Origin of the sequence: Bacillus sp. GMs2/2 (assembly GCF_050172095.1) — a bacterium.
Classification (GTDB): Bacteria; Bacillota; Bacilli; order Bacillales; family Bacillaceae_G; genus Bacillus_A; species Bacillus_A cereus.
Genome location: NZ_JBNLYE010000013.1, coordinates 1 through 22115, shown reverse-complemented (window position 1 = coordinate 22115; position 22115 = coordinate 1). Strand labels below are relative to the sequence as shown.

Here is a 22115-nt window from a genome sequence, read left to right as displayed (position 1 = left end):
AAGTACTACATTGTATGCGAAAGTATATTTTGTAATGCATGGTCTATTTCTGGAAATGTGTATTGGTATCCATGTTCAATTGCTTTAATGGGTAATACACGTTGCCCTTCTAGTACAAGTATGCTCATTTCACCTAATAAAGTTTGAATGATAAAAGAAGGTACAGGCAACCAATGAGGCTTTTTCATTATAGTTGCAATGGTTTCTCCAAATTCCTTCATTCTTATAGGTGTTGGTGCTGTCATATTAAGAGGACCATCAATTTCTTTTTTGTGTATAATGAAATCCATCATACGAACGACATCGTCTATATGAATCCATGATAACCATTGCTTCCCAGAACCAATGGTGCCGCCGATATAGAATTGATAGGGAAGTAGCATTTTTGGAAGAGCTCCTTCATTTGCACCTAATACAACTCCAAATCTTGCGTAGATTGTTCGTATTCCGAGAGAACGCGCTTTAGATGCTTCTTGTTCCCATGAATATACTGTATTTGCTAAAAAGTCATTTCCAGGAGTCTCATGCTGTTCTGTAAAAGACTCTATTTCAGACGTTCCATAGTATCCAATAGCACTTGCGTTAATAAATGTGTGTGGCTTTGTATGGAGTCCCTGCAATTGTTTAATGAGTCCTTTTGTTGTTTGAATTCTACTGTTTAAAATGGCTTTCTTTTGTTGCTTTGTCCATCTACTATTAATAGACTCTCCGGCTAGATTAATAACTACATCAATAGAAGAGAGGGGGAAGGTTTGTAAATCTGGTGTCCATTGAACATACTGAAGGTTAGGATCGGAAGTTTCAGTAGTTTTTTTTCGTGTGAGAATGTAAACAGTATATCCTTTTTGAATAAAAAAAGTAGAAAGGGATTTACCGATAAAGCCTGTACCACCAGAAATTGCGATTTTCACAAGTATTTCCTCCTCATTATATATATTCTTGAAAAGAAAAAATGTTCCTCGACTATGTTAAAATAATAGAGAGGTGAGAGTATGGCTGTCATTACAAAAATAGAAGTACAAAAACGATCGAAAGAACGATTTAATATTTATATTGATAAAGGTCAAGGCGAAGAGTACGGATTTAGTGTGGATCAAGTAATCTTAATAAAACATGGATTACAAAAAGGCTTAGAAATTGATGAAATCGAGTTAGGAAATATTTTGTACAATGAAGAAGTGCAAAAAGCATATTTGCAAGCAATCTCCTATTTATCCTATCAAATGAGAACAAAACAAGAAATAGAAGATTTTTTACGAAAAAAAGAAGTGGGACAGGCCATCATCTCTGAAGTCGTTTCGAAATTATTACATGACCGATATATTAATGATAAAGAGTATGCTGTTTTATATACGCGAACGCAAAGTAATGTGAATCGAAAAGGTCCAACTGTTATTAAAAGAGAGTTATTAAATAAAGGTGTTCAGGATTTAATTATTACACATAGTTTACAAGAATATCCGAAGGAAAAGCAAATTGGGAATGCCTTGTTTCTCATAGAGAAGAAGAAAAAATCTTATCAAAAACATTCTTTTTTACAAATGAAACTAAAGTTAGATGAGATGCTTGTTCGAAAAGGATATTCTAGAGAAGTAATTCAAATTTGTTTGGAAGAATTGAAAGACGAAAAAGATGACGAAAAGCAACAAGAAGCGTTACACTATCATGGGAATAAATATTATGAGAAATATAAGAAGCATGATGGATGGACATTTGAAAACAAGATGAAACAAGCGTTATATCGAAAAGGATTCTCTATTGATGAAATCGAGATATTTTTGCAAATGAAACGCGAAGAGGAATGAGGAGAATAAGATGAATATGCCAAAACGCTACAGTGAAATGACACCGCATGAGCTAAGGGAAGAAATTGGCGCTTTAAAGGAGCAAGCAGTAAAAGCTGAGCAGCTTGGGATTGTCAATGAATTTGATGTATTAATGAGAAAAATGGCAATGGCTCGTGCTTATATGACGGATATAAACAAATTCCGTATTGGTGAAACATATGAATTAGTAGAAGAACCTGGTGTATTATTTAAAATTACGTATTTCAATGGGGTATTTGCTTGGGGATATAAGCAAAATGATAATGAAGAGATTGGCATACCAATTTCCTTATTGCAAGAAAAATAAAAACCAGAGAGCATATATCTCTCTGGTTTTCATCTTTGGTAGGCGTTAAAGGAGATAGGAGATTCTAAAATTGGCGTTTTTTACATTCATTTGCCAATATAATGAGAGACTGGGTTTGTTGCGTCTGTCCGTTAACTTGCGCTTTCGCATGTTTTGGACGAGTCCACGTATGGTTAAATAATTCAGAACGACTATCTAAGCGATCACGGTAGCTCATCTTTATCACCTCGTGTAGGAAGTTAATTTAATTTGTATTACTCTTCCTGCTGATTTGCAGCACGCATACGTTCTTGTGGGTGCGTGTTAATTGTGCCGTTAGGTCGTTTCGAAGCGAAGCGTGATTTCGCTTTCGGTTGACCGTCGATTTTGCTGTTGTTTTTTGACTCAGACCAAAATTCGGCTTGTTTACCCATTACGAACGCCCTCCTCATTATCGGTTGATACCTCTTTAAGAAGTATCAATTATAGAATGTGCAAAATTGAAGAAACTATCCTTTAGAAATGAAGGGATAAATAGGTAAAAGGAGATTATAATATGAATGATATTTATGAAACATTAACGAAAGAATTATTAGACAAGAATGACAAGCTTTCTTACGCACAAGCTCGTGCGTGGGTTGAGTTACTATGGGAAGATTTTCAAACAACTTATGCAAAATCAGGTCGTTATCAAGGCGATGAAATGACAGAACAAGTGGTACGATCATGGATTAATAATCATGGTGTACGCCTTCATGAAATGCGTACAAATAATCCGAAGTATAGTCATTTAATTAATCAAGAAGATCATTTGAAACATTAAAAAAAGCGACTTAAGTCGCTTTTTTTAATGTGGAAGTAATTCCAGTTTTTTTCGAAGCTTTTCTTCACTAAAGATCCATCCTGTATAGGAACTAATAATATTTAAATTGTGGTCGAGCTGAACGATTGCAACAAATGGATAATAATCTTTACTTCGATATCGTAAATCAATGAATCGTACTTCATAATAATGGTCATGATCAAAAATATCCCAGCGATATACAGGAGAGAAAGATAGAAAGGCCGAGATGTTTTCATCTTGTTTAGCTGCTCGCATAATATTATTGTCTGGGAACGGTACCCGATCGAACTTATCATATATCATGATGTTACCACGGTGCCATCTCGCAACGTAGTAATAATCAGCCGTAACGATTGCTAAATGGTAATGGTAAAATCGGTAAGAAGGAGAAATGATAATCTTTTCGACATTTTTGAAACGTTTGTGTACAACGCTTCTTATATTTCTGTGCATCATAATCCGTCCGATATAGTAAACAATCATTAATATATATGCCGCTAAAGCTGTATATCCCTTATGAGAACCGACGAGCATGCAAGCAATTGCAAGTATATGGATAAAGAAAATTACGGTATCGAATGTATTAATCACGCCGAGTGCGACCCATTTTTTTGTGAAAGGCCGTAATGCTTGTGTACCATAGGCATTGAAAATATCTACAAAGACGTGAAGGAAGACAGCAATAAATGACCAAAGCAGTAGATGAAGATATGGAGCGTCTGAAAAGAAGGCGAAAGAGATGCCACTTATAAGGAATGACCAAAGAATTACCGCAGGAATAGAATGAGTAATCCCACGATGATTTCTTATATATTTAGCGTTATTACGCAATTTTAAAACTGTGTCAATGTCAGGAATGTTGGAACCAGCAATTGTAGCAAGCATAACAGCTTGGGGGCCAATATCACTTTGTGCTATGGCTGGATCTAATGTTGCTAAGCTACCTAAAGTGATACCCATAACAAGGTGAGTGGCTGTGTCCATAGAAATCCACCTCCGTTTTTTATTAATGTAACTCTTTTTATTCGATACCTCAAGTCCTTTGCCTTCTATTTCCTGTATCATCTTACTTAAATTTTTTCCTAAAATCTTTATAATAGTACTTATATGCAAAAAAATGAGGGGGATCAAGTTTGACACTTGAAATACTAAACAATTTTAATATAGAGCAGTTTCAAAATGATTTAATTGGTTGGTTTGAAGAAGAACAGCGCGACTTACCATGGAGAAAGAATAAAGATCCATACCGCGTTTGGGTTTCTGAAATTATGTTACAGCAAACAAGAGTAGAAGCTGTAAAACCATATTACGCAAATTTTATGGGGAAGTTTCCTACACTTGAAGCGTTAGCGAATGCAGATGATGAAGAAGTATTAAAAGCATGGGAAGGTTTAGGATATTATTCTAGAGCACGTAATTTACATGCGGCAGTAAAAGAGGTAAAAGAAGTATACGGCGGAGTTGTACCAAGTGATGTAAAGAAAATTGAAAAGTTAAAAGGAGTGGGACCATATACAAAAGGTGCTATTTTAAGTATCGCATATGGTATACCAGAGCCGGCAGTTGATGGAAATGTTATGCGTGTATTATCTCGTATTTTATCAGTATGGGATGATATTGCAAAACCAAAGACTCGAAAAGTTTTTGAAGAGATTGTGCGTGAAATTATTTCAGTAGAAAACCCATCTTATTTTAATCAGGGATTGATGGAATTAGGTGCACTAATTTGTATTCCGAAAAATCCAGCATGCTTACTTTGTCCTGTACGTGAACATTGCAGAGGATATGCTGAAGGTGTTCAAAAAGAATTACCAGTAAAAAGTAAAGCGAAAGCTCCTAAAATGGTACCTATTGTTGCAGGTGTACTTCAAACTGAAGACGGTCGTTACGTTATTAATAAACGTCCAAGTACAGGTTTGTTAGCTAACATGTGGGAGTTTCCGAATGTGGAACTTGGAGAAAGTATTCGAAATCAGAAGGAACAGCTTATAGATTATATGAAAGAAAAATTTGAGCTCGAGGTTTCTATTGATGAATACGCAATGAATGTACAACATACGTTTACACATCGTACTTGGGATATATTTGTATTTTACGGAAAAGTAACAGGTAATATTGTTGATACAGATACATTAAAATTTGTATCAAAAGAGGTATTTGAGCAATTACCTTTCTCAAAATCACACCGTACTATTTATGAAAATTGTGTGGAGAAAATTACAATGCAATAAATAAAAAAGTGTTCCCAATCTAGGGAACACTTTTTTAATCGTAAGAAATTTTTGTCCCATGAGTCCAACTAGCTTCACCTTCTTGTAAGCCGCCTCTTGATTCGATTTCTACTACAATTTCTTTGTAAATACTTTGCCCTTCTACATTTAAATAAGGCAGAACCTGTTGTAGTGAGTGATGAAAATAAGCTAATTCATCTTCTTTCCATTCATTTTTTGAAATCATCGTTAGTTCAGTCATATCGCGTCCTATATACATATTTACACCTCCATTTTCTATAGTTTGAATGAGTAACAAAAGTTATATGCGGAAATTTTAAAAAAGAAAATTACGGATAGCTTCTAAGTGAATTGGTTACATTATTGATTGTGGAGGTGAGAAAGATGAGTAAAAAACAACAAGGTTATAACAAAGCAACTTCTGGTGCTAGCATTCAAAGTACAAATGCTAGTTATGGTACAGAGTTTTCAACTGAAACAGATGTACAAGCTGTAAAACAAGCAAACGCACAATCAGAAGCAAAGAAAGCACAAGCTTCTGGTGCACAAAGTGCAAACGCTAGTTATGGTACAGAATTTGCAACTGAAACAGACGTGCATTCTGTGAAAAAACAAAATGCTAAGTCAGCTGCAAAACAATCACAATCTTCTAGCTCAAATCAGTAATGAAAGAAAAACACTTCTCTAATTCGGGAGAAGTGTTTTCTTTTTGCGTGGATCGTTGTAATGAAAAGAAAGCGAACGACATAACTTCTAATAAGTCAACAAATGTAGTCAAAGGAGAAGGAAGTTAACAATTAGAATTATGTAATTAGGAATAATAACTGATGAATAAGTCCAAAAGGGGGTAAGTAATGAACGATTTTGATAAGTTGGTAGGGGAGCAATTAGAAACGATGGATGAGTTGTTAAAGTTACAAGCACATCTAGAGAAGTATCAACAAATCGAAATGAATGAAAAAGATACGTGCGATAAAAAAGAACTGCATTTTATCCGTCAGGAAATATATAGAACAGAAGTAGCGTTGAAGATGTTACATGAGAAATTTGAAGAACAAACGAATAGTGTAATTCAATCTTTTGCAACTGAAAAAATGATTTCAAATTTAGGGTAAGATATATTGTTATCTTCAGGTGAAAAGTCCTTCTTTGTATGGAAATAGAGAAGGGCTTTTTCTATTACATGTCCTCGCTTATAAATAATGCAGTACAATCCCTATCTCTTAAGAAGAGTTGGGGCATAGTATTCAACGATAAACCTCCTGCATATTCAGTTTGAAAAATAGAGTCTTATCCCTTTAGTTTTAAAATTTCGACAAAAAAGTTATAATAGAAAAAAAGTGAATGCCGTTCAAAGGGCATTTGCAGTTGAAAGAAGGGAGCATATATGGGATTTCCCAAAGAAGGAGAAAAAGTACAAATACATAGTTATAAACATAATGGCTCCATTCATAGAATGTGGGAAGAAACAACAATTTTAAAAGGGACACAGAGTCTTGTAATCGGAGCGAATGATCGTACAGTAGTTACAGAATCGGATGGCCGAACATGGATTACTCGTGAACCAGCAATTTGTTATTTTCATGCCAACTATTGGTTTAATGTGATTGGGATGCTTAGGGAAGATGGCGTATATTATTATTGTAATTTAAGCTCACCTTTTGCGTATGATCCTGAAGCATTAAAGTATATTGATTATGATTTAGATATTAAAGTATATCCAGATATGACATATACGCTTCTAGATGAAGATGAGTATGAAAAACATAGTCAAATTATGCAGTATCCACCTGTTATTGATACAATTTTAAAACGAAATGTAGCACATTTAACACAGTGGATTCATCAAAGAAAAGGTCCATTTGCACCAGACTTCGTAGATATGTGGTATGAACGATATTTAATGTACAGAAATTAAAACAAACCTGCAGGGGGCTTCCCGGCAGGTTTGTCCTATTAGAGGGGGGATTATGTGCAAGGCATAAAAAGATATTTACAATTTGTTAAACCATATCGATGGCTTATTGCTATTACAATTATTATTGGACTAGTTAAGTTCGGTATCCCACTTATTATGCCGTGGTTATTAAAGTATATTATCGATGATGTAATTCAAGGCGCGGGCTCACTTCAAGATAAAACATCTCAATTAATAACAGCGATTGGAATTGCTTTTTTTATTTTTGCGGTATTAAGACCACCGATTGAATATTATCGTCAATATTTCGCCCAACGTATCGCAAATACAATACTGTATGATTTGCGGAAGCATATTTTCGGTCACTTACAAAAGTTAAGTTTACGGTATTACTCCAATACAAAAACAGGGGAGATTATTTCGCGTGTCATCCATGATGTAGAACAAACGAAGGATTTTGTAATTACTGGTTTGATGAACGTCTGGTTAGATACTGCAACAATTGCTATTGCTATCATTGTTATGTTTTCTATGAATATAAAATTAACATTTGTTGCGTTATTGATTTTACCTATTTATGTAATTGCAGTGAAATATTTTTTCGGACGTCTTCGGAAATTGACGAAAGAGCGTTCACAAGCGTTAGCGACGATGCAAGGGTATTTGCATGAACGTATTCAAGGAATGCAAGTGACACGTAGCTTTGCGTTAGAAGAGTATGAGGGGAAGCAGTTTGAAAAAAGAAATAATGAATTTTTAACGAAAGCATTAACCCATACAAGTTGGACGGCAAGAACATTTTCGGCAGTAAATACGTTAACCGATTTAGGTCCGTTACTTGTGATTGGTTTTGCAGCATATGAAGTAATTCAAGGGCAGTTAACGCTAGGAACGATGGTAGCTTTTGTTGGATATATGGATAGTTTATATAGTCCGCTTCGCCGCCTTGTTAATTCATCTACAACATTAACACAATCTTTTGCATCGATGGACCGTGTGTTTGAACTGTTAGATGAAAAATACGATATTGTTAATGTACCAAATGCGGTACAAACGAAAAAATTAAATGGAGAAATTGTATTTGACAATGTTTCTTTTCGTTATAATGCAGATGAAAAAGAGATATTACACAACTTGTCATTAACTATGCAGCCTGGAGAGAAAGTAGCGCTTGTAGGAGCGAGTGGGGGAGGAAAGTCATCTCTTGCTAGTTTGATCCCGCGTTTCTATGATGTTTCTGAAGGCGCGGTTTATGTAGATGGCATAGATGTAAGAAAGTACAATATGAGAAATTTGCGTAGTCATATTGGAATTGTACTGCAGGATAATTTATTGTTTAGCGATACAATTGGAGCTAATATTTTATATGGAAATCCGAAAGCTACAGAGAAAGAAGTGATTGCAGCTGCCAAAGCTGCGCAAATTCATGATTTTATTATAGACTTACCAGATGGTTATAATACTGTCGTTGGAGAACGTGGTGTGAAGCTATCAGGCGGGCAAAGACAACGCGTGGCAATTGCACGAGTGTTTCTAAAGAATCCGTCGGTACTTATATTAGATGAAGCAACTTCAGCATTAGATTTAGAAAATGAAAGGTATATTCAAGAGGCGCTTCAGACGTTAGCTGCTGACCGGACAACGATTATAATTGCACATCGATTAGCGACGATTACACATGTTGATACGATTATTTACATTGAAGACGGTGAGATTAAAGAGACTGGTTCTCATGAAGAGTTAATGCGAAAAAGAGGATTTTATTACAATTTATATCAACTTCAACATATAACAGAAACAGCTCCTTTAGCATAAAAGGAGCTGTTTTTTTATTCGTCTTCTTTTTTATCATCGATTTGGAGTTCTTTTTCTGGTTTATGATATGTGTAGAAGCTATCTACAAGCAAATCTAAATGCTCTACTTCTTCACTATAGTTAATGATGGAAGAAATAAGAGGGAAGAGATGTAACCATGTTTTATATGCTTCTTCATCGTCTTTATTTTGATATTCCATAAAGATATCAATTAATTCTTGTTTACCTGTTTCAACTTCATCAAGCATTTCAACTGATTGTTGTTTTTTTGCTTTACCAATAAATTTTAATAAAACTTGTTCATGATAATGCGTTAATGAGTCAAGTTCGTTTTGGATAGATTCCTGAAATTCTTCTGGCATATAGCGCAGTTCATTTTCAGTACGGTGTAATGATTTTAACGTACTTAAAGCACGGCTTGTTGTCGCTAACATTTGTCTGAATAAAACGAGCTTACGAATTTTTGCGAACTTTACTTTTTTCGTATAGCTTCTTTCTTCTTTATACAGCAAATAGTAATGATTTAGTTTAATCATTTTTTCTTTCATACGATCAATATCAGTTTTTAGCGTTGTAAAATCAGAAGCCTGCCTGCTATTCATTCGAATCCATTTTACAATTTCTTCTGTATTATCAACGATACGATGATAAAGTTTTGTTTCATATTTTGGCGGCATAAATACTAAATTTACAAGTGAAGCCGCAATAATACCAATCATAATCGTCGCAAATCGAAGTAAGGCAAAACTAAAGAAATCTTCGCCTTGATACTCCATAATGGCGATAACTGTTACTAAAGCAATTGATATTGTGTTTTCTAATCGTAATTGTAATGTAAGAGCAATTACTAATATACATGTTAATCCAATAATAAAAGGATTATGTCCAAAAGCAGTAGCAAATGCGATAGCAAATATCGCACCAATTACATTTGCTTGAATTTGTTCAAGTGCTGTTAAATAAGAACGGTATACAGACGGTTGAACAGCAAAGATAGCTGAAATTCCCGCAAATACCGGACTCGGTAATTGAAGTAAAATACAAGCAAATAAAGCTAACGTGATGGCAATACCCGTTTTTAAAATGCGAGCACCAAGTTTCATACCCTTAATAAGATCCTTTCTCTTGTCATAATGAATGTACAACATGATACTATACATTCATTACAATATGTTAGCAAGTGATATTTTAGTGACGTTAAAAGAAATTAGTGTTCATTTTATCCCGCTAATTGTGAGTAGTAAGATTCCTGCCTCAAAAATTAGAAGCTAGATGCCGGTAAACGCTCGATTGGTGTAGGCTAATTAAAGTTTCACTTTATAATTTTTCCTAATTCCTTTTAAACATCAGTTTTTAGTAAAAAAACCTGCTGAATTTCAGCAGGTCTCAAATTGTTACTATAGATTACTATGAGAAGCGTACTTCGTCAATTTTTTCTTAATAATGAAAATTACTCATTTTACTCTGTTGAGATAGATGGGTCTGCCTGTTCTTTTTTCGGGATAATCTCAAAAAACTGGTTCTGTATATCATCTAATAATGCTGTTAATAAAGCAACTTCCTCATATTGCTCATGTTCGTTTAGTACACGAATATAGTCTAGCAATAATTCAGTTACATCTTTCAAACCATTTTTACTAATTGGTTGTAATGTAACATTTGCCCCTTTTGCAATTCTTCTTTTTAAGGCCTGTTCTGTTAGGCCTAAGTTTGAATCATGACGCAAATAAACAACACCGCCAGTCATGCCAGCGCAAATCCATGGACCAGGGTCACCTAAAACAAGCGCTCGCCCATTTGTCATATATTCAAAAGCAAAACCTTTAATATTGGAGTATGCCCCTATATTTCCTTGCTCTTTTTCACGGAGTGGTTTTGTTATTCTACCTCCAATTATCATGTCTGCCCCAGAAAGGCGAATGCCAGCGCGAGCATCAGCGTTCCCTTGCACGTATAGTGCCCCTTTTTGTGCACCGTATCCAAATCCTTTTCCGACAGAACCGTTATAATATACTCCGTCTTTTCCTTTTGATTTCGTTATATAAATCCCACCACCAAAGGAAGTTTTACCAATGCCATCTTGTGCGCCGCCATTTACGTGTATAAATAAATTTTCACTATTGTAAGCGCCTAACCCATTTCCGGGAATAGAACCATTCGTATATTTTAATGTAAGTGGTTCAAGTTGAGTAGCTTCATATAGTTTACTGCGAACGCGATAACATGATTCTAGACCACCCATAACGCGTTGCTCTACACCAACGCCTACTAATTCTTTTGATTCAGCGGAATGAACTGTCTTAAATTGTTTTTCTGGTACGCCATCTGTTGTTGTAACAGATGGATGTTCTATTATTTGTAATAAATTACGTAAGTTTAATAAATTTTCGCCTCGAACTTGCTCTAATAAATCAGAATGCCCAACAATTGCTTGTAAATTTGTATACCCAAGCTGTCCTGTTAATCGTTTTAGTTCTACACCGAAAGAGGTGAATAAATTTAGCAGGCCAGTAACTGCGCTTTCTAATTCGCGTGGGACGAAGCGGCGTAACCCATGTTCTTTTGCTTGTGCTTCAGACTCAATTTGTGTCGCAATTCCGACATGGCAAGTATCTAGATGACACCCACGGCAAGTAGTACAACCGATTGCAATCATTGATAGTGTGCCAAATCCAATACGGTTTGCTCCGAGGAGCATGATTTTCAAGGCGTCATTTACACTTCGAATACCACCATCTGCCCAAATCTCTACTTTATGTCTCATGCTCGCTTCTAATAAAGCGTTGTGAGCGGCTTTAACACCAATTTCTACAGGAAGACCTACATGTTGCAAGGCGTGAATACGTGCAGCACCTGTTCCGCCATCGAATCCGCTAATGTTAATAAAATCAGCACCAGCTTTGGCGATACCGACAGCAATTGTTCCGATATTGGGAACGACAGGGACTTTCACGGCTACTTTGGCAAGTTGATTAGCTGTTTTAATTTCTGTAATCATTTGAGCTAAATCTTCAATTGAATAAATATCATGGTTATTAGAAGGTGAAATTAAATCTGAGCCAATTGTCGCATTACGTGCTTCAGCGATTTTGGCTGTTACTTTTGAACCAGGTAAATGCCCACCTTCCCCAGGCTTTGCGCCTTGACCGATTTTGATTTCAATTAAGTTCGATGAGTTTAGTAGTTCGGCATTTACTCCAAATCGCCCAGATGCCACTTGTTGTCCACGTGTATGTGGATATTTTCCAAGCATATCTTTAATTTCGCCGCCTTCACCGTTCAAGCTAATCATATTTAGCTGATCGGCCGCTTCTGCATATGCGCGAAAGGCAATTTCGTTTTGAGAACCAAATGACATAGAACTAATAATAAATGGGAAATCATGGTTTTTAATGCCGATAGATACTTCTTCAGTTGGAACGACATGTTTTGTTTGTTTCGTTTGAACAAGGTGTCTGATTGCGATGGGATTATTCTCTTCTAGTTCACTTAACTTGTCACGGTAATCATCATAAGAATTTCCTTTTGCAACATCGCCGATTGCTTTCCAAATTCGCGGGAATATATGAAATGATTTTCGCATTCTAATTTTAGGATTGTTATAATCATCCGCTCGCATTTTTGCATCTTCAACAAGTGATTCAAGTGAAAAAGCTAAATCATTTGAACCGAAGAAATTTGTAATCTGTAATATATTTGCGATTTCTTCATGTAACCCAATAGATGAATAGAGACGTCCGTAACCACGTAACTCATGAATTCCAATTGTTGAAATGACTTTTTCTAATCCTTTATTAAGTGCATTATACAGATTCGTAATTGGTGTTTTTGTTCCGTCATTTACAGTCGCGAATAATAAATATGGATTAATACCATCTGCTCCTAATCCATATAGCGTGACAATGTCATGTAAGGAGCGAAGGGCACCAGAACGTATAACGAGAGAACAATTGCGGCGTAATTTATTTTCACTTAATGCTTGATGTACTTTAGCAGTAACTAAATGTGGATCAATCCACAATCGCTCATTTAGATGGGCTTTTGCGTCATCTAATACTAGTAGGGAAGCACCATTGTTAACAGCAGCTATCGCTTCAGAACTAATGCGGCTTAATGCACATTGTAGAGTTTCTGACGAGCTGAATGTAGCAGAGATTGTGGCGATAGAGTTATGAGTTTTAAATAGCTCTATGAGTTGTTCGTACGTAATTGTGTGTAATTCCTCTGCAATAGGTTGTGCCACGCTGCCTTCTAAAATAATTGGTGAAAGCATTTCAACTACAAATGGCCGTTTTGCGCCGCTTAATAAACTTGGACGCTCTCCAAGTACAGTACGTGTAGAGAAGTGTTCAATTTCACGGTCACGGTCAATTGCAGGGTTTGTAACAACAGCTACACTTTCTTTAATGAAGTCAGCGATATTTCGTCTATCAGTATCAAGTGCGGCAAGTGGTGAGTCATGCCCAAGTGAGCGTATTGGCTCAACGCCTTTTGTTGCCATCTGTTCAAGGAGTTGAATATGTTCTCGGTCCCATCCGAAAGCGACGTATTGTTTCGTTTCAACTTGAACAGAATCACATAGCCCTTGGATTTTTTTCGTTTCAGGGATAGATAAATTTAAATGGTAATTGGTAGTATCAATTCGCTTTTTAAAACGGTTATATACTTGGATTTGATATTTGTCATATTCATAAAGAACAAGTTCATCTTGTTCATTCCATTTTAATCCGACTTTTTCTCCAGGAGCGAGTGGTTTTGGTTCTGCTACATATTTAGTTGGTGATACAACTCCAGGTTCAGAAGAGAAAATATAAGAGCTCTCTGTCTCTACTTTCCATACTGGGCGTAATCCAAGGGAATCAACGCTGAAAACAGCTTCATCTTTAAAACGGGAAATGATGCCAGCTGGTCCTTGGGCAAAATGTCCCCACGCTTCACGTATATACGTATATAAATCTTGTAAAGGTGTTTCATAAAGTTTAATTTCATTAATAATTGGTGGGAATAGAATTTCCATTGCTTCAAATAAGCTGTAGTTGTATTGAACAAGTAGGGTTTCTAAGGTGCGGTTTAAATCTTGAGAGTCACTGCCTCCTGCAGTAAGTGGTACATCAATCATTTCAGCTTGATCGCGTAATTTCGCAATTGTGTTAATTTCACCATTATGTCCGAGAATGCTAAATGGTTGTACACGAAAAAAATTAGATAATGTATTAGTAGAGTAGCGGTTATGTCCTAATGTCATAGTTGAAGCGATAAGCGGATGTTGTAAATCATTATAGTAGGCAACAAGCGTATCACCAGCACCTAGAACTTTATATACAACATGATTACGACTTAATGAAGCAACATGAATTGCTTCGTTTTCCTCTATTTTTATTGTGACAGAAAATAATGTTTGCTCAATATTTGTAATTTCGTTTTCTGCGATAAGGGCAACTTGCCAAAACAAAGGTTCTTCTTGTTTACCAAGTGGACCGAGTGCATCTGAGTTTGTTACATCATCACTTTCGAAAATGATAGTAAAGTTTTTGTTGTTTAATTGCGTACGAATATAATCTTTTAAGGCAGTAATGTCTTCTTTTTTATTTAGAAAAAAATGTCCAACGATAAAGTGGGGATGATCCACAATCGTTGGATTATATCCGCTACTTTTTAGTTTTTCATTCCAAAGCGTTTTTGGTATATCAATGTGAATGCCGATGCCATCGCCCTCACCATTAATGAAACCAGCTCTATGATTCATTTTGACGAGTGATTGTATGCAAAGGTCAATGTTTTCTTTTGTAGCAATTTTTCGTTTCTCCATAACGGAAACGATTCCACACGCATCATGTTCTGCATTTCTATAATCTCGAAATAAAGACGGTGTCCATGTATTTTTTTTATTGAGCATCCGTCAATCCCCCCTCTTGTAAAAGTTAGAATAATCTTACTATTTAAGGTGCGAATCACCTTGTACACAGAGATAGTAATGCTGTAAAAGAATATAAAACAGATAATTATGAATAATTATACTATTAATACGGAATTTATGAAATAGAAAAAAGGAAAAAAGAAAGGTGAGCTTTCTTTTTTCCTTTTAATGACTGGACTATTTATTGTCTGCTAGGGCAGCAAATGCTCTGCCGACAGCTTCGATTGTATATTCAATATCTTCTTTTGTATGTTCTGTAGTTAAGAACCATGCCTCGTATTTAGAAGGTGCTAAGTTAACTCCTTCTTGAAGCATAAGCTTGAAGAATTTACCGAACATTTCACCGTCTGTATCTTGTGCGGCATCGTAATCTTCAATTGTATTTGTTGTGAAGTATACAGTTAAAGCACCTTTTAGACGGTTTAATGTAATATCGATATTATGTTTCGCTGCTTGCTCTAAAATTCCTTTTTCAAGCATTGCACCAAGTTCATCTAATCTCTCATAAAGCCCTTCTTGTTGAAGCACTTCTAGACAAGCGATACCTGATGCCATAGAAGCAGGGTTTCCTGCCATTGTACCAGCTTGGTATGCAGGTCCAAGCGGAGCAACTTGTTCCATAATTTCTTTCTTACCACCGTAAGCACCGATTGGTAAGCCGCCGCCAATAACTTTACCAAGCGCTGTTAAGTCAGGTGTCACACCAAGTAAGTCTTGAGCACCACCGTACATAAAGCGGAAAGCAGTAATAACTTCATCATAAATTACTAGTGCGCCAGCTTCGTGAACAAGTTCATTCACTTTTTCAAGGAATCCTGGTTTAGGCTCTACAATACCGAAGTTTCCAACGATCGGTTCTACAAGGATAGCTGCTACTTCATGACCCCATTTATCTAAAGCCTCTTTTAAAGTTTCTACATTATTAAATGGAACGGTAATAACTTCTTGTGCAATACTTTGTGGTACGCCAGCTGAGTCAGGAGTTCCTAAAGTAGAAGGACCAGATCCAGCTGCCACAAGTACTAAATCAGAATGACCGTGGTAACAACCAGCGAATTTCATAATTTTTGTGCGACCTGTATAAGCACGAGCAACACGAATTGTTGTCATCACTGCTTCTGTACCAGAGTTTACGAAACGGACTTTATCTAATGCAGGCATTGATTCTTTTAACATTTTTGCGAATTTTACCTCTAGCGCTGTTGGTGTTCCATAAAGTACCCCATTTTCAGCAGCTGTTGTAATTGCTTTTGTTATATGCGGATGAGCATGTCCAGTAATAATAGGACCGTATGCTGCTAAATAATCGATATATTTATTTCCGTCTACATCCCAGAAATAAGCGCCTTTCCCACGTTCCATAGCAACAGGAGCGCCGCCGCCAACTGCTTTAAAAGAACGAGAAGGACTATTAACACCGCCAACGATATGCTCTAAAGCTTCTTTATGTAATGCTTCTGACTTTGTGAATTTCACTACAATTCATCTCCTTACAAAAATCTATGTATTATTCTAACATGTTTTTTGAAAAGACGTATTGTTTGTGATAGCGAAGGCAGTTGGGTAAACTATTCGTTGTGACATTTAGGAGGGGGGTCCGATTATGAAATCGGTAATTGAGGTACAAGGGTTACGTAAAGAGTTTACAGCCTATTCAAGTCGTCCGGGCTTAAAGGGTGCATTTCGCGATTTATTAAATCGTAATTATAAAATAGTACCAGCAGTAAATGATGTATCTTTTACTGTAAAGCAAGGTGAAATGGTTGGTTATATCGGTGAGAACGGTGCTGGTAAATCAACAACAATTAAAATGCTTACGGGGATTTTAACTCCGACATCAGGGCAAATCACAGTAAATGGAATGAACCCACATAAACAAAGAGAAGAATTTGTAAGAACAATTGGTGTTGTTTTTGGACAGCGTTCGCAACTTTGGTGGGATATTGCAGTACAAGAATCGTTTCGTTTATTAAAGAAAGTGTACGGTGTATCAGACGCTCAGTATAAGGAGCATATGGAGCACGTAATTGAAACGTTAGATATAGGGCCTTTATTAGATAAACCAGTTCGAAAATTATCTCTTGGTCAAAGGATGCGTTGTGAATTAGCGGCAGCCTTAATTCATAATCCACCGTTATTATTTTTAGATGAGCCAACAATTGGGTTAGATGTACTTGTGAAATTGAAAATACGTGAATTTTTAAAAGAAATGAATGAACGTTATAAAACAACAATTTTATTAACAACACACGATATTACTGATATTGAAGCTTTATGTGAGCGCGTTATCATGCTGGATGAAGGGAATATTATGTATGACGGTTCTTTAAGTAATCTTCGTACGCAGTGGGGAGCAGAGAAGGAAATTCACTTTCAGTTTGTTGCACCAGTTTCCTATCAGGCTTTATCAATGGTTATGCCAGATAATCATGTCGTTTGGTCGAAAGCGAAAGAGGAAAATGCATGGGTTGCAAAAATTCCGAATGAAGAAGTTATTATTTCAATGCTTATTTCTAAAGTAGTACAAGCATTTCAAATTAAAGATTTAAAAATTAACGAAGTGTCTACAGAGGAAATTATTCGTAACATTTATGAAGAAGGTATTACGCATGGGTAAGTATATTGAAATGATTCGAATTCGCTTTTTAATGATGCTTGCGTATCGTACAAATTACTATAGCGGGATTTTAATTTATACGATTAATATCGGTGCTTACTATTTTTTATGGCAAGCAATTTATAGCGGAAAAGAGAATATTGAAAGTTTATCTATTTCGCAAATGACCACGTATATCGCAATCGCGTGGATGGCACGTGCCTTCTATTTTAATAATATAGATAGGGAAATTGCGATGGAGATTCAAGAAGGACGTGTGGCTGTAGAATTAATTCGTCCGTATAACTATTTGGGAATGAAAGTTATGCAAGGTCTTGGCGAGGGAATATTCCGTTTTGCCTTCTTTTCCATTCCAGGCATGGTTATCGTTACGTTATTATTTTCGTTGCAAATTACAACGAATTTTCAAACTTGGTTATATTTCTTCTTATCTTTAATATTTAGCTTTATTATTAATACACAAATTAATTTAATGACGGGAATGCTTACGTTTTTCCTATTTAATAATAGTGGAATTATGTATGCAAAACGCGTTGTTATTGATTTATTTTCAGGTCTATTATTACCAATTAGTTTTTATCCGTTATGGGCCCAAAAAGCAATGATGTTTTTACCGTTTCAGGCTATTAGTTATATTCCAAGTATGATTTTTTCTGAAGGTATACAGGGGAGTAAGTTGTATGAGGCTTTAGTATTTCAAGTGATTTGGGCGATTGTACTTATTATTCCAATTGTACTCATGTGGAGAACGGCGAGAAAACGTCTAATTGTACAAGGGGGATGATGAGATGCTATATATAAACTTATTTTTACAATATGCAAGTCAATATATAAAAACGAAATTGGAGTATCGAGGCGATTTTATCGTTGGTTTACTTTCTGATTTATCGCTTCAAGCAGTTAATTTAATATTTATTCTCGTTGTATTTGGGCATACACAAGCATTGAAGGGATGGAGTCGAGAAGAGGTAATCTTTATTTATGGTTTCTTTTTAGTACCATTTGCCATCTTTTCAGCTTTCTTTAATATATGGGATTTTAATGATCGATACATTATTAAAGGGGAGATGGATCGTGTATTAACGCGACCGATCCATAGCCTATTTCAAATTATATTAGAAAGAATGGAACTTGAATCTTTAATTGGAGCTATTACAGGGATTGTTGTAATGGGATATGCAGCTGTGGAGTTACAATTATCTTTTTACTGGTATGATTTCTTCTTATTTATATTGATGGTAGGAGGAGGAGCACTTGTATATGGAGGGATATTTGTTACGTTGGCGAGCCTTGGTTTTTGGTCGGATGCGAAAAGTTCAATTATGCCTCTTATGTATAACATAGGTAATTACGGGCGCTATCCTGTTAATATTTATAATCGTGTAATTCGTTTCATTTTAACGTTCGTTTTACCGTTTGCGTTTGTTGGAGTATATCCAGCAGCATACTTTTTAAGAAAAACAGAATGGAATAGTTATGCATTTGCGACGCCAATTGTTGGTATTATCTGTTTTACGATTGCAATCACCCTCTGGAACCAAGGGGTAAAAAGGTATCGTGGCGCGGGTAATTAATTATAGAAGCTTGTTCGTTTCTAAGGGATAAATCAGTTCTCCACCTCATACATATAAAATGAGGTGGAGGACATGTTATGGGGATTTATTCTATTAATTGCAGCAATCGCTATTTTGAAAAGTGTCCAATTATTATGGAGTTCCTATTCGGATTCAACGCGTTTTTTTTCGCTCTATAATTTGGCCACATTATTTTTAATCTATACAACAGTACTAATCGCATTTGGATTAAGTTACGTTGTATTAGAGGAAATGGGTTTCGCAGTTTTGAAAGAGGACGGAGAAAGTTTGAACGCTCATTCTTTTCAACTCGTCGAAGTTTGTTTATATTTTAGCGCAGTTACTTTATTGTCTGTTGGATATGGTGACATATCTCCGATTGGAATTGGGCGATGGATTGCAATCGCAGAAGCGCTAATTGGATATACACTCCCTTTTGCTTTTGTGATGAGGTCTGTAATAGACAATGAAAAATAAGGAAGCATTTGTTATAGTAAAGGAAAAGAGTAGGAGTGATAACTATGATTACAGTAGGAGAAATGGCACCAGAATTCACATTAGAGGGAAGTAACGGAGAAGAAGTTCGCCTAGCTGATTTCCGCGGTAAAAATGTAGTTCTCTATTTTTATCCGAAAGATATGACGCCAGGATGTACAACTGAAGCATGCGATTTTCGTGATGCGTATGGAGTATTTCAAGAGAAGGATACGGTTATTCTTGGAGTAAGTCCTGATTCAGCGAATAGACATTTGAAATTCATTGAGAAACATGAATTGCCATTTACACTTTTAGTAGATGAAGATCATAAAGTAGCAGAGTTATACGATGTTTGGAAGTTAAAAAAGAACTTTGGGAAAGAGTATATGGGAATCGAGCGTTCTACATTCCTTATTAATAAAGACGGTGAACTTGTAAAAGAGTGGCGTAAAGTGAAAGTGAAAGGACATATTGAGGATGTTCTTTCTTATATAAAATAAATCTACATTGGAGATAAAATATGCAGAAACAAGGCAAGTGTCTATACATATTTTACTCCCTTACATAAAGTGGAAGTGTAGGGCATACCTCCTCAGATGATAGTATTCCAAGTGCGATTATGTCGCACTTTTTTCTATGGAATATATGAAGAAAAAAGGGAAAGATACATAAAAACAAGTCCTGAATATAAAAATAAACTACATACTTATAGTAGAAATATTGACGATTTATAAGAAAAGGAGTACACTCTTTATAAGAATTATAAAATAATAATCCGTATAGAATCGGGGTGCATGACGGTGGTCAAAGAAGAATTAAAAGAAGCGCTAGAAATGCTGAAAAATACGGGTGTACGCATTACTCCACAGCGTCATGCTATTTTAGAGTACCTTGTGGAATCAATGACGCACCCAACAGCGGATGATATTTATAAAGCATTAGAAGGTAAGTTTCCAAATATGAGTGTTGCAACTGTCTATAATAACTTACGTGTGTTTAAAGAGGTTGGACTTGTAAAGGAATTAACTTATGGAGACGCTTCAAGTAGATTTGATTATGTTACAAGTCAACATTATCATGTGATTTGCGAAAAATGTGGTAAGATTGTTGATTTTCCTTATGGAGGCTTGGAAAAGCTGGAAGAGGAAGCTGCGAAAACGACAGGCTTCGTTATCAATAGTCATCGCTTAGAAATTTATGGCGTTTGTCCAGAGTGTCATAAGGCGTAATATATAATAAAGAAAGAGGCTGACGGCTATACGTCAGCCTCTTTCTTTATTATATAAGGATTAGAGTGAGGCTAATCGGGATTTACAGTGCTAAGTTAGTAAGAAGGGTTAGATAAAAGTTTGTCGAATTTACTTTGTATTGGTGGAAATGAATTCTGGGAGGGGACATTTTGAAGAAATATGAGATTAAAAATAACATTCCAACATTGGAAGAATATAAATATTTATGTGATTCTGTGGGATGGACTAACTATATGAACTTTGAGGTGGCGGAAATATCACTTCAAAATTCGATTTACTGTATAACAGTCAAGGATAATAATCAAATCATCGGCATGGGGAGAATTGTTGGTGATGGGGCTATCTATTTCTATATTCAAGATATAGTGGTTCATCCAGAGTATCAAAAGAATGGTATTGGAAAGAAAATAATGATTACTTTAGTAGAATACTTAAATCAGAATGCTCCAGATAAAGCATTCATTGGTTTGTTTGCGTCGCAAGGTAAAACATCATTCTACGAAAAATATGATTTTAAAGATTATTCGCCTAATATGACAGGGATGTTTACTGTTATTTCGAAAAAATAGGTGTAATAAATTTAATAAAACAATTAAAAAGTTGATTTTTAAGAAATCAACTTTTTAATGAGTTGAAACGTTTGTAGTGTTGCAAATTCGTATTTCCCTTGATACTTATGATTTATAACTCTTCTTATTATACTTTTCATCAAATTCTTTTCCTTCTAGATCTCGATCTAGTGTTAAAGGTTGATTGCAGTGCATACATGCATCGACACGGCCGAGCATTTTTGTTGGCTTATCACAGCTTGGGCAAATAATTTGGATAGTCTTAGTAGATAACATACCAATCCAAAAGTAAACGACAGTGCTAGCGATAACAGCTAAAAAGCCAACCATCATAAACGTTGTCATAATAATAATGTTTTCGCGGAAAAAGACACCTAAGTATGCAATGAAGAGGCCGATAAATACTAAACTTAATGCAAAGGTCCGGATTTTATTGATTTTGTTTGAATACTTAATGCTCATTCTCACCACGCTCCTATACTAATAATATAACATAAAATTTAGAATTTTCACTCTCGTGTAAATTGATAAAGGGATAAGATATGAAATGAATAGGAGGGGGACCATGAAGAATGAATGGACGCTATAATGATTTTTACAGCGGTTTTTAAGTTTTTAACGGGATGTGAAATTTTTTTATAAAAAGTATTGACCATGTATATACTGCATGATATATTAATAACCGTCGCTGATGCGGAAATGCAGAAAACGACAAAAAAGAAATTGAAAAACTTAGTTGACATTGAAAAATGAAGATGTTAACATAAGGAAGTCGCGAATGAGCGACTAAG

24 protein-coding genes are annotated in these 22115 nt (G+C 35.6%); 15 read left to right on the top strand and 9 right to left on the bottom strand.

Annotation, left to right across the window (positions count from 1 at the left end; genetic code table 11):
- Positions 1-5: 5 nt before the first annotated feature.
- Entirely contained in the window at positions 6-911 is a 906-nt protein-coding gene (locus tag ACQGS6_RS04090) for a TIGR01777 family oxidoreductase (protein ID WP_000684380.1), read from the bottom strand.
- An 81-nt stretch (positions 912-992) separates the two neighbouring features.
- Here ACQGS6_RS04090 and recX point away from each other — a divergent pair, with 81 nt between their 5' ends.
- Positions 993-1805, top strand: coding sequence for a recombination regulator RecX (gene recX / locus ACQGS6_RS04085; protein ID WP_000268504.1), 813 nt, complete (start codon positions 993-995; stop codon positions 1803-1805).
- Positions 1806-1815: 10 nt separating this feature from the next.
- Positions 1816-2133 (top strand): YfhH family protein, encoded by a 318-nt coding sequence (locus ACQGS6_RS04080; RefSeq protein WP_001057024.1) that lies wholly within the window; start codon positions 1816-1818, stop codon positions 2131-2133.
- A gap of 64 nt (positions 2134-2197) precedes the next feature.
- Here the strand turns inward: ACQGS6_RS04080 and ACQGS6_RS04075 are convergent, their stop codons facing one another.
- Positions 2198-2350, bottom strand: a complete 153-nt coding sequence (locus ACQGS6_RS04075; protein WP_000122093.1) for a YpzG family protein — start codon at positions 2348-2350, stop codon at positions 2198-2200.
- Positions 2351-2387: 37 nt separating this feature from the next.
- Complete coding sequence (locus tag ACQGS6_RS04070; RefSeq protein ID WP_000517891.1) at positions 2388-2546, bottom strand: small, acid-soluble spore protein K; 159 nt, start codon at positions 2544-2546, stop codon at positions 2388-2390.
- A 122-nt stretch (positions 2547-2668) separates the two neighbouring features.
- Here ACQGS6_RS04070 and ACQGS6_RS04065 point away from each other — a divergent pair, with 122 nt between their 5' ends.
- A complete protein-coding gene (locus tag ACQGS6_RS04065; protein WP_000998166.1) occupies positions 2669-2935 on the top strand; it encodes a YfhJ family protein in 267 nt (88 codons plus the stop codon).
- Positions 2936-2959: 24 nt separating this feature from the next.
- Here the strand turns inward: ACQGS6_RS04065 and ACQGS6_RS04060 are convergent, their stop codons facing one another.
- Positions 2960-3940: a metal-dependent hydrolase gene (locus tag ACQGS6_RS04060; protein WP_000379106.1), complete on the bottom strand. Its 981-nt coding sequence runs from the start codon at positions 3938-3940 to the stop codon at positions 2960-2962.
- Positions 3941-4089: 149 nt separating this feature from the next.
- Here ACQGS6_RS04060 and mutY point away from each other — a divergent pair, with 149 nt between their 5' ends.
- Positions 4090-5187 (top strand): A/G-specific adenine glycosylase, encoded by a 1098-nt coding sequence (mutY, locus tag ACQGS6_RS04055; RefSeq protein WP_000171395.1) that lies wholly within the window; start codon positions 4090-4092, stop codon positions 5185-5187.
- Positions 5188-5221: 34 nt separating this feature from the next.
- Here mutY and ACQGS6_RS04050 read toward each other — a convergent pair whose 3' ends face one another.
- Complete coding sequence (locus ACQGS6_RS04050; protein ID WP_000275436.1) at positions 5222-5446, bottom strand: hypothetical protein; 225 nt, start codon at positions 5444-5446, stop codon at positions 5222-5224.
- A 125-nt stretch (positions 5447-5571) separates the two neighbouring features.
- On the opposite strand from ACQGS6_RS04050, the gene ACQGS6_RS04045 reads away from it, so the two are divergent.
- From ACQGS6_RS04045 to ACQGS6_RS04030, 4 genes are all read left to right on the top strand, one after another.
- Positions 5572-5853 (top strand): gamma-type small acid-soluble spore protein, encoded by a 282-nt coding sequence (locus tag ACQGS6_RS04045; RefSeq protein WP_000039046.1) that lies wholly within the window; start codon positions 5572-5574, stop codon positions 5851-5853.
- 188 nt (positions 5854-6041) lie between these two features.
- Positions 6042-6302: a YgaB family protein gene (locus ACQGS6_RS04040; RefSeq protein ID WP_000997575.1), complete on the top strand. Its 261-nt coding sequence runs from the start codon at positions 6042-6044 to the stop codon at positions 6300-6302.
- A 272-nt stretch (positions 6303-6574) separates the two neighbouring features.
- Positions 6575-7105 carry a nucleoside tri-diphosphate phosphatase gene (ntdP, locus tag ACQGS6_RS04035; protein WP_000506624.1) on the top strand — a complete coding sequence of 177 codons (531 nt, stop codon included), beginning with the start codon at positions 6575-6577 and terminating at the stop codon, positions 7103-7105.
- A gap of 54 nt (positions 7106-7159) precedes the next feature.
- On the top strand, positions 7160-8920 hold the full coding sequence (locus ACQGS6_RS04030) for an ABC transporter ATP-binding protein (RefSeq protein WP_001161595.1): 1761 nt from the start codon (positions 7160-7162) through the stop codon (positions 8918-8920).
- A 14-nt stretch (positions 8921-8934) separates the two neighbouring features.
- On the opposite strand, the gene ACQGS6_RS04025 is transcribed toward ACQGS6_RS04030, so the two are convergent.
- The 3 genes from ACQGS6_RS04025 to hemL all read right to left on the bottom strand — a co-directional run bounded on the left by ACQGS6_RS04025 (position 8935) and on the right by hemL (position 16313).
- Positions 8935-10023: an aromatic acid exporter family protein gene (locus ACQGS6_RS04025; protein WP_000765787.1), complete on the bottom strand. Its 1089-nt coding sequence runs from the start codon at positions 10021-10023 to the stop codon at positions 8935-8937.
- 356 nt (positions 10024-10379) lie between these two features.
- On the bottom strand, positions 10380-14816 hold the full coding sequence (locus ACQGS6_RS04020) for a glutamate synthase-related protein (protein ID WP_426964891.1): 4437 nt from the start codon (positions 14814-14816) through the stop codon (positions 10380-10382).
- Between the two features lie 198 nt (positions 14817-15014).
- A complete protein-coding gene (gene hemL, locus ACQGS6_RS04015) occupies positions 15015-16313 on the bottom strand; it encodes a glutamate-1-semialdehyde-2,1-aminomutase (RefSeq protein ID WP_426964890.1) in 1299 nt (432 codons plus the stop codon).
- A 127-nt stretch (positions 16314-16440) separates the two neighbouring features.
- On the opposite strand from hemL, the gene ACQGS6_RS04010 reads away from it, so the two are divergent.
- From ACQGS6_RS04010 to ACQGS6_RS03980, 7 genes are all read left to right on the top strand, one after another.
- Entirely contained in the window at positions 16441-17454 is a 1014-nt protein-coding gene (locus ACQGS6_RS04010) for an ABC transporter ATP-binding protein (RefSeq protein ID WP_000843658.1), read from the top strand.
- Positions 17447-18238: an ABC transporter permease gene (locus tag ACQGS6_RS04005; RefSeq protein WP_000521519.1), complete on the top strand. Its 792-nt coding sequence runs from the start codon at positions 17447-17449 to the stop codon at positions 18236-18238. Before ACQGS6_RS04010 ends, ACQGS6_RS04005 begins: the two co-directional genes overlap by 8 nt.
- A 4-nt stretch (positions 18239-18242) precedes the next feature.
- Positions 18243-19028: an ABC transporter permease gene (locus ACQGS6_RS04000; RefSeq protein WP_000965772.1), complete on the top strand. Its 786-nt coding sequence runs from the start codon at positions 18243-18245 to the stop codon at positions 19026-19028.
- 72 nt (positions 19029-19100) lie between these two features.
- Complete coding sequence (locus tag ACQGS6_RS03995) at positions 19101-19505, top strand: potassium channel family protein (RefSeq protein WP_000964343.1); 405 nt, start codon at positions 19101-19103, stop codon at positions 19503-19505.
- A gap of 44 nt (positions 19506-19549) precedes the next feature.
- Entirely contained in the window at positions 19550-20005 is a 456-nt protein-coding gene (gene bcp / locus ACQGS6_RS03990) for a thioredoxin-dependent thiol peroxidase (protein WP_000633710.1), read from the top strand.
- Positions 20006-20305: 300 nt separating this feature from the next.
- Entirely contained in the window at positions 20306-20734 is a 429-nt protein-coding gene (gene perR, locus ACQGS6_RS03985) for a peroxide-responsive transcriptional repressor PerR (RefSeq protein ID WP_000237829.1), read from the top strand.
- 170 nt (positions 20735-20904) lie between these two features.
- Positions 20905-21324: a GNAT family N-acetyltransferase gene (locus tag ACQGS6_RS03980; RefSeq protein WP_426964889.1), complete on the top strand. Its 420-nt coding sequence runs from the start codon at positions 20905-20907 to the stop codon at positions 21322-21324.
- A 105-nt stretch (positions 21325-21429) separates the two neighbouring features.
- On the opposite strand, the gene ACQGS6_RS03975 is transcribed toward ACQGS6_RS03980, so the two are convergent.
- Positions 21430-21786, bottom strand: a complete 357-nt coding sequence (locus ACQGS6_RS03975; protein WP_000025058.1) for a YgzB family protein — start codon at positions 21784-21786, stop codon at positions 21430-21432.
- Between the last annotated feature and the right edge of the window lie 329 nt (positions 21787-22115).

Excerpts from the sequence above, each read along its gene's own strand:
- recX (WP_000268504.1), top strand. The coding sequence starts at position 993 with ATGGCTGTCATTACAAAAATAGAAGTACAAAAACGATCGAAAGAACGA.
- ACQGS6_RS04080 (WP_001057024.1), top strand. The coding sequence starts at position 1,816 with ATGAATATGCCAAAACGCTACAGTGAAATGACACCGCATGAGCTAAGG.
- ACQGS6_RS04075 (WP_000122093.1), bottom strand. The coding sequence starts at position 2,350 with ATGAGCTACCGTGATCGCTTAGATAGTCGTTCTGAATTATTTAACCAT.
- ACQGS6_RS04070 (WP_000517891.1), bottom strand. The coding sequence starts at position 2,546 with ATGGGTAAACAAGCCGAATTTTGGTCTGAGTCAAAAAACAACAGCAAA.
- ACQGS6_RS04065 (WP_000998166.1), top strand. The coding sequence starts at position 2,669 with ATGAATGATATTTATGAAACATTAACGAAAGAATTATTAGACAAGAAT.
- ACQGS6_RS04060 (WP_000379106.1), bottom strand. The coding sequence starts at position 3,940 with ATGGACACAGCCACTCACCTTGTTATGGGTATCACTTTAGGTAGCTTA.
- ACQGS6_RS04050 (WP_000275436.1), bottom strand. The coding sequence starts at position 5,446 with ATGTATATAGGACGCGATATGACTGAACTAACGATGATTTCAAAAAAT.
- ACQGS6_RS04045 (WP_000039046.1), top strand. The coding sequence starts at position 5,572 with ATGAGTAAAAAACAACAAGGTTATAACAAAGCAACTTCTGGTGCTAGC.
- ACQGS6_RS04040 (WP_000997575.1), top strand. The coding sequence starts at position 6,042 with ATGAACGATTTTGATAAGTTGGTAGGGGAGCAATTAGAAACGATGGAT.
- ntdP (WP_000506624.1), top strand. The coding sequence starts at position 6,575 with ATGGGATTTCCCAAAGAAGGAGAAAAAGTACAAATACATAGTTATAAA.
- ACQGS6_RS04025 (WP_000765787.1), bottom strand. The coding sequence starts at position 10,023 with ATGAAACTTGGTGCTCGCATTTTAAAAACGGGTATTGCCATCACGTTA.
- ACQGS6_RS04020 (WP_426964891.1), bottom strand. The coding sequence starts at position 14,816 with ATGCTCAATAAAAAAAATACATGGACACCGTCTTTATTTCGAGATTAT.
- ACQGS6_RS04010 (WP_000843658.1), top strand. The coding sequence starts at position 16,441 with ATGAAATCGGTAATTGAGGTACAAGGGTTACGTAAAGAGTTTACAGCC.
- ACQGS6_RS04005 (WP_000521519.1), top strand. The coding sequence starts at position 17,447 with ATGGGTAAGTATATTGAAATGATTCGAATTCGCTTTTTAATGATGCTT.
- ACQGS6_RS04000 (WP_000965772.1), top strand. The coding sequence starts at position 18,243 with ATGCTATATATAAACTTATTTTTACAATATGCAAGTCAATATATAAAA.
- ACQGS6_RS03995 (WP_000964343.1), top strand. The coding sequence starts at position 19,101 with ATGTTATGGGGATTTATTCTATTAATTGCAGCAATCGCTATTTTGAAA.
- bcp (WP_000633710.1), top strand. The coding sequence starts at position 19,550 with ATGATTACAGTAGGAGAAATGGCACCAGAATTCACATTAGAGGGAAGT.
- ACQGS6_RS03975 (WP_000025058.1), bottom strand. The coding sequence starts at position 21,786 with ATGAGCATTAAGTATTCAAACAAAATCAATAAAATCCGGACCTTTGCA.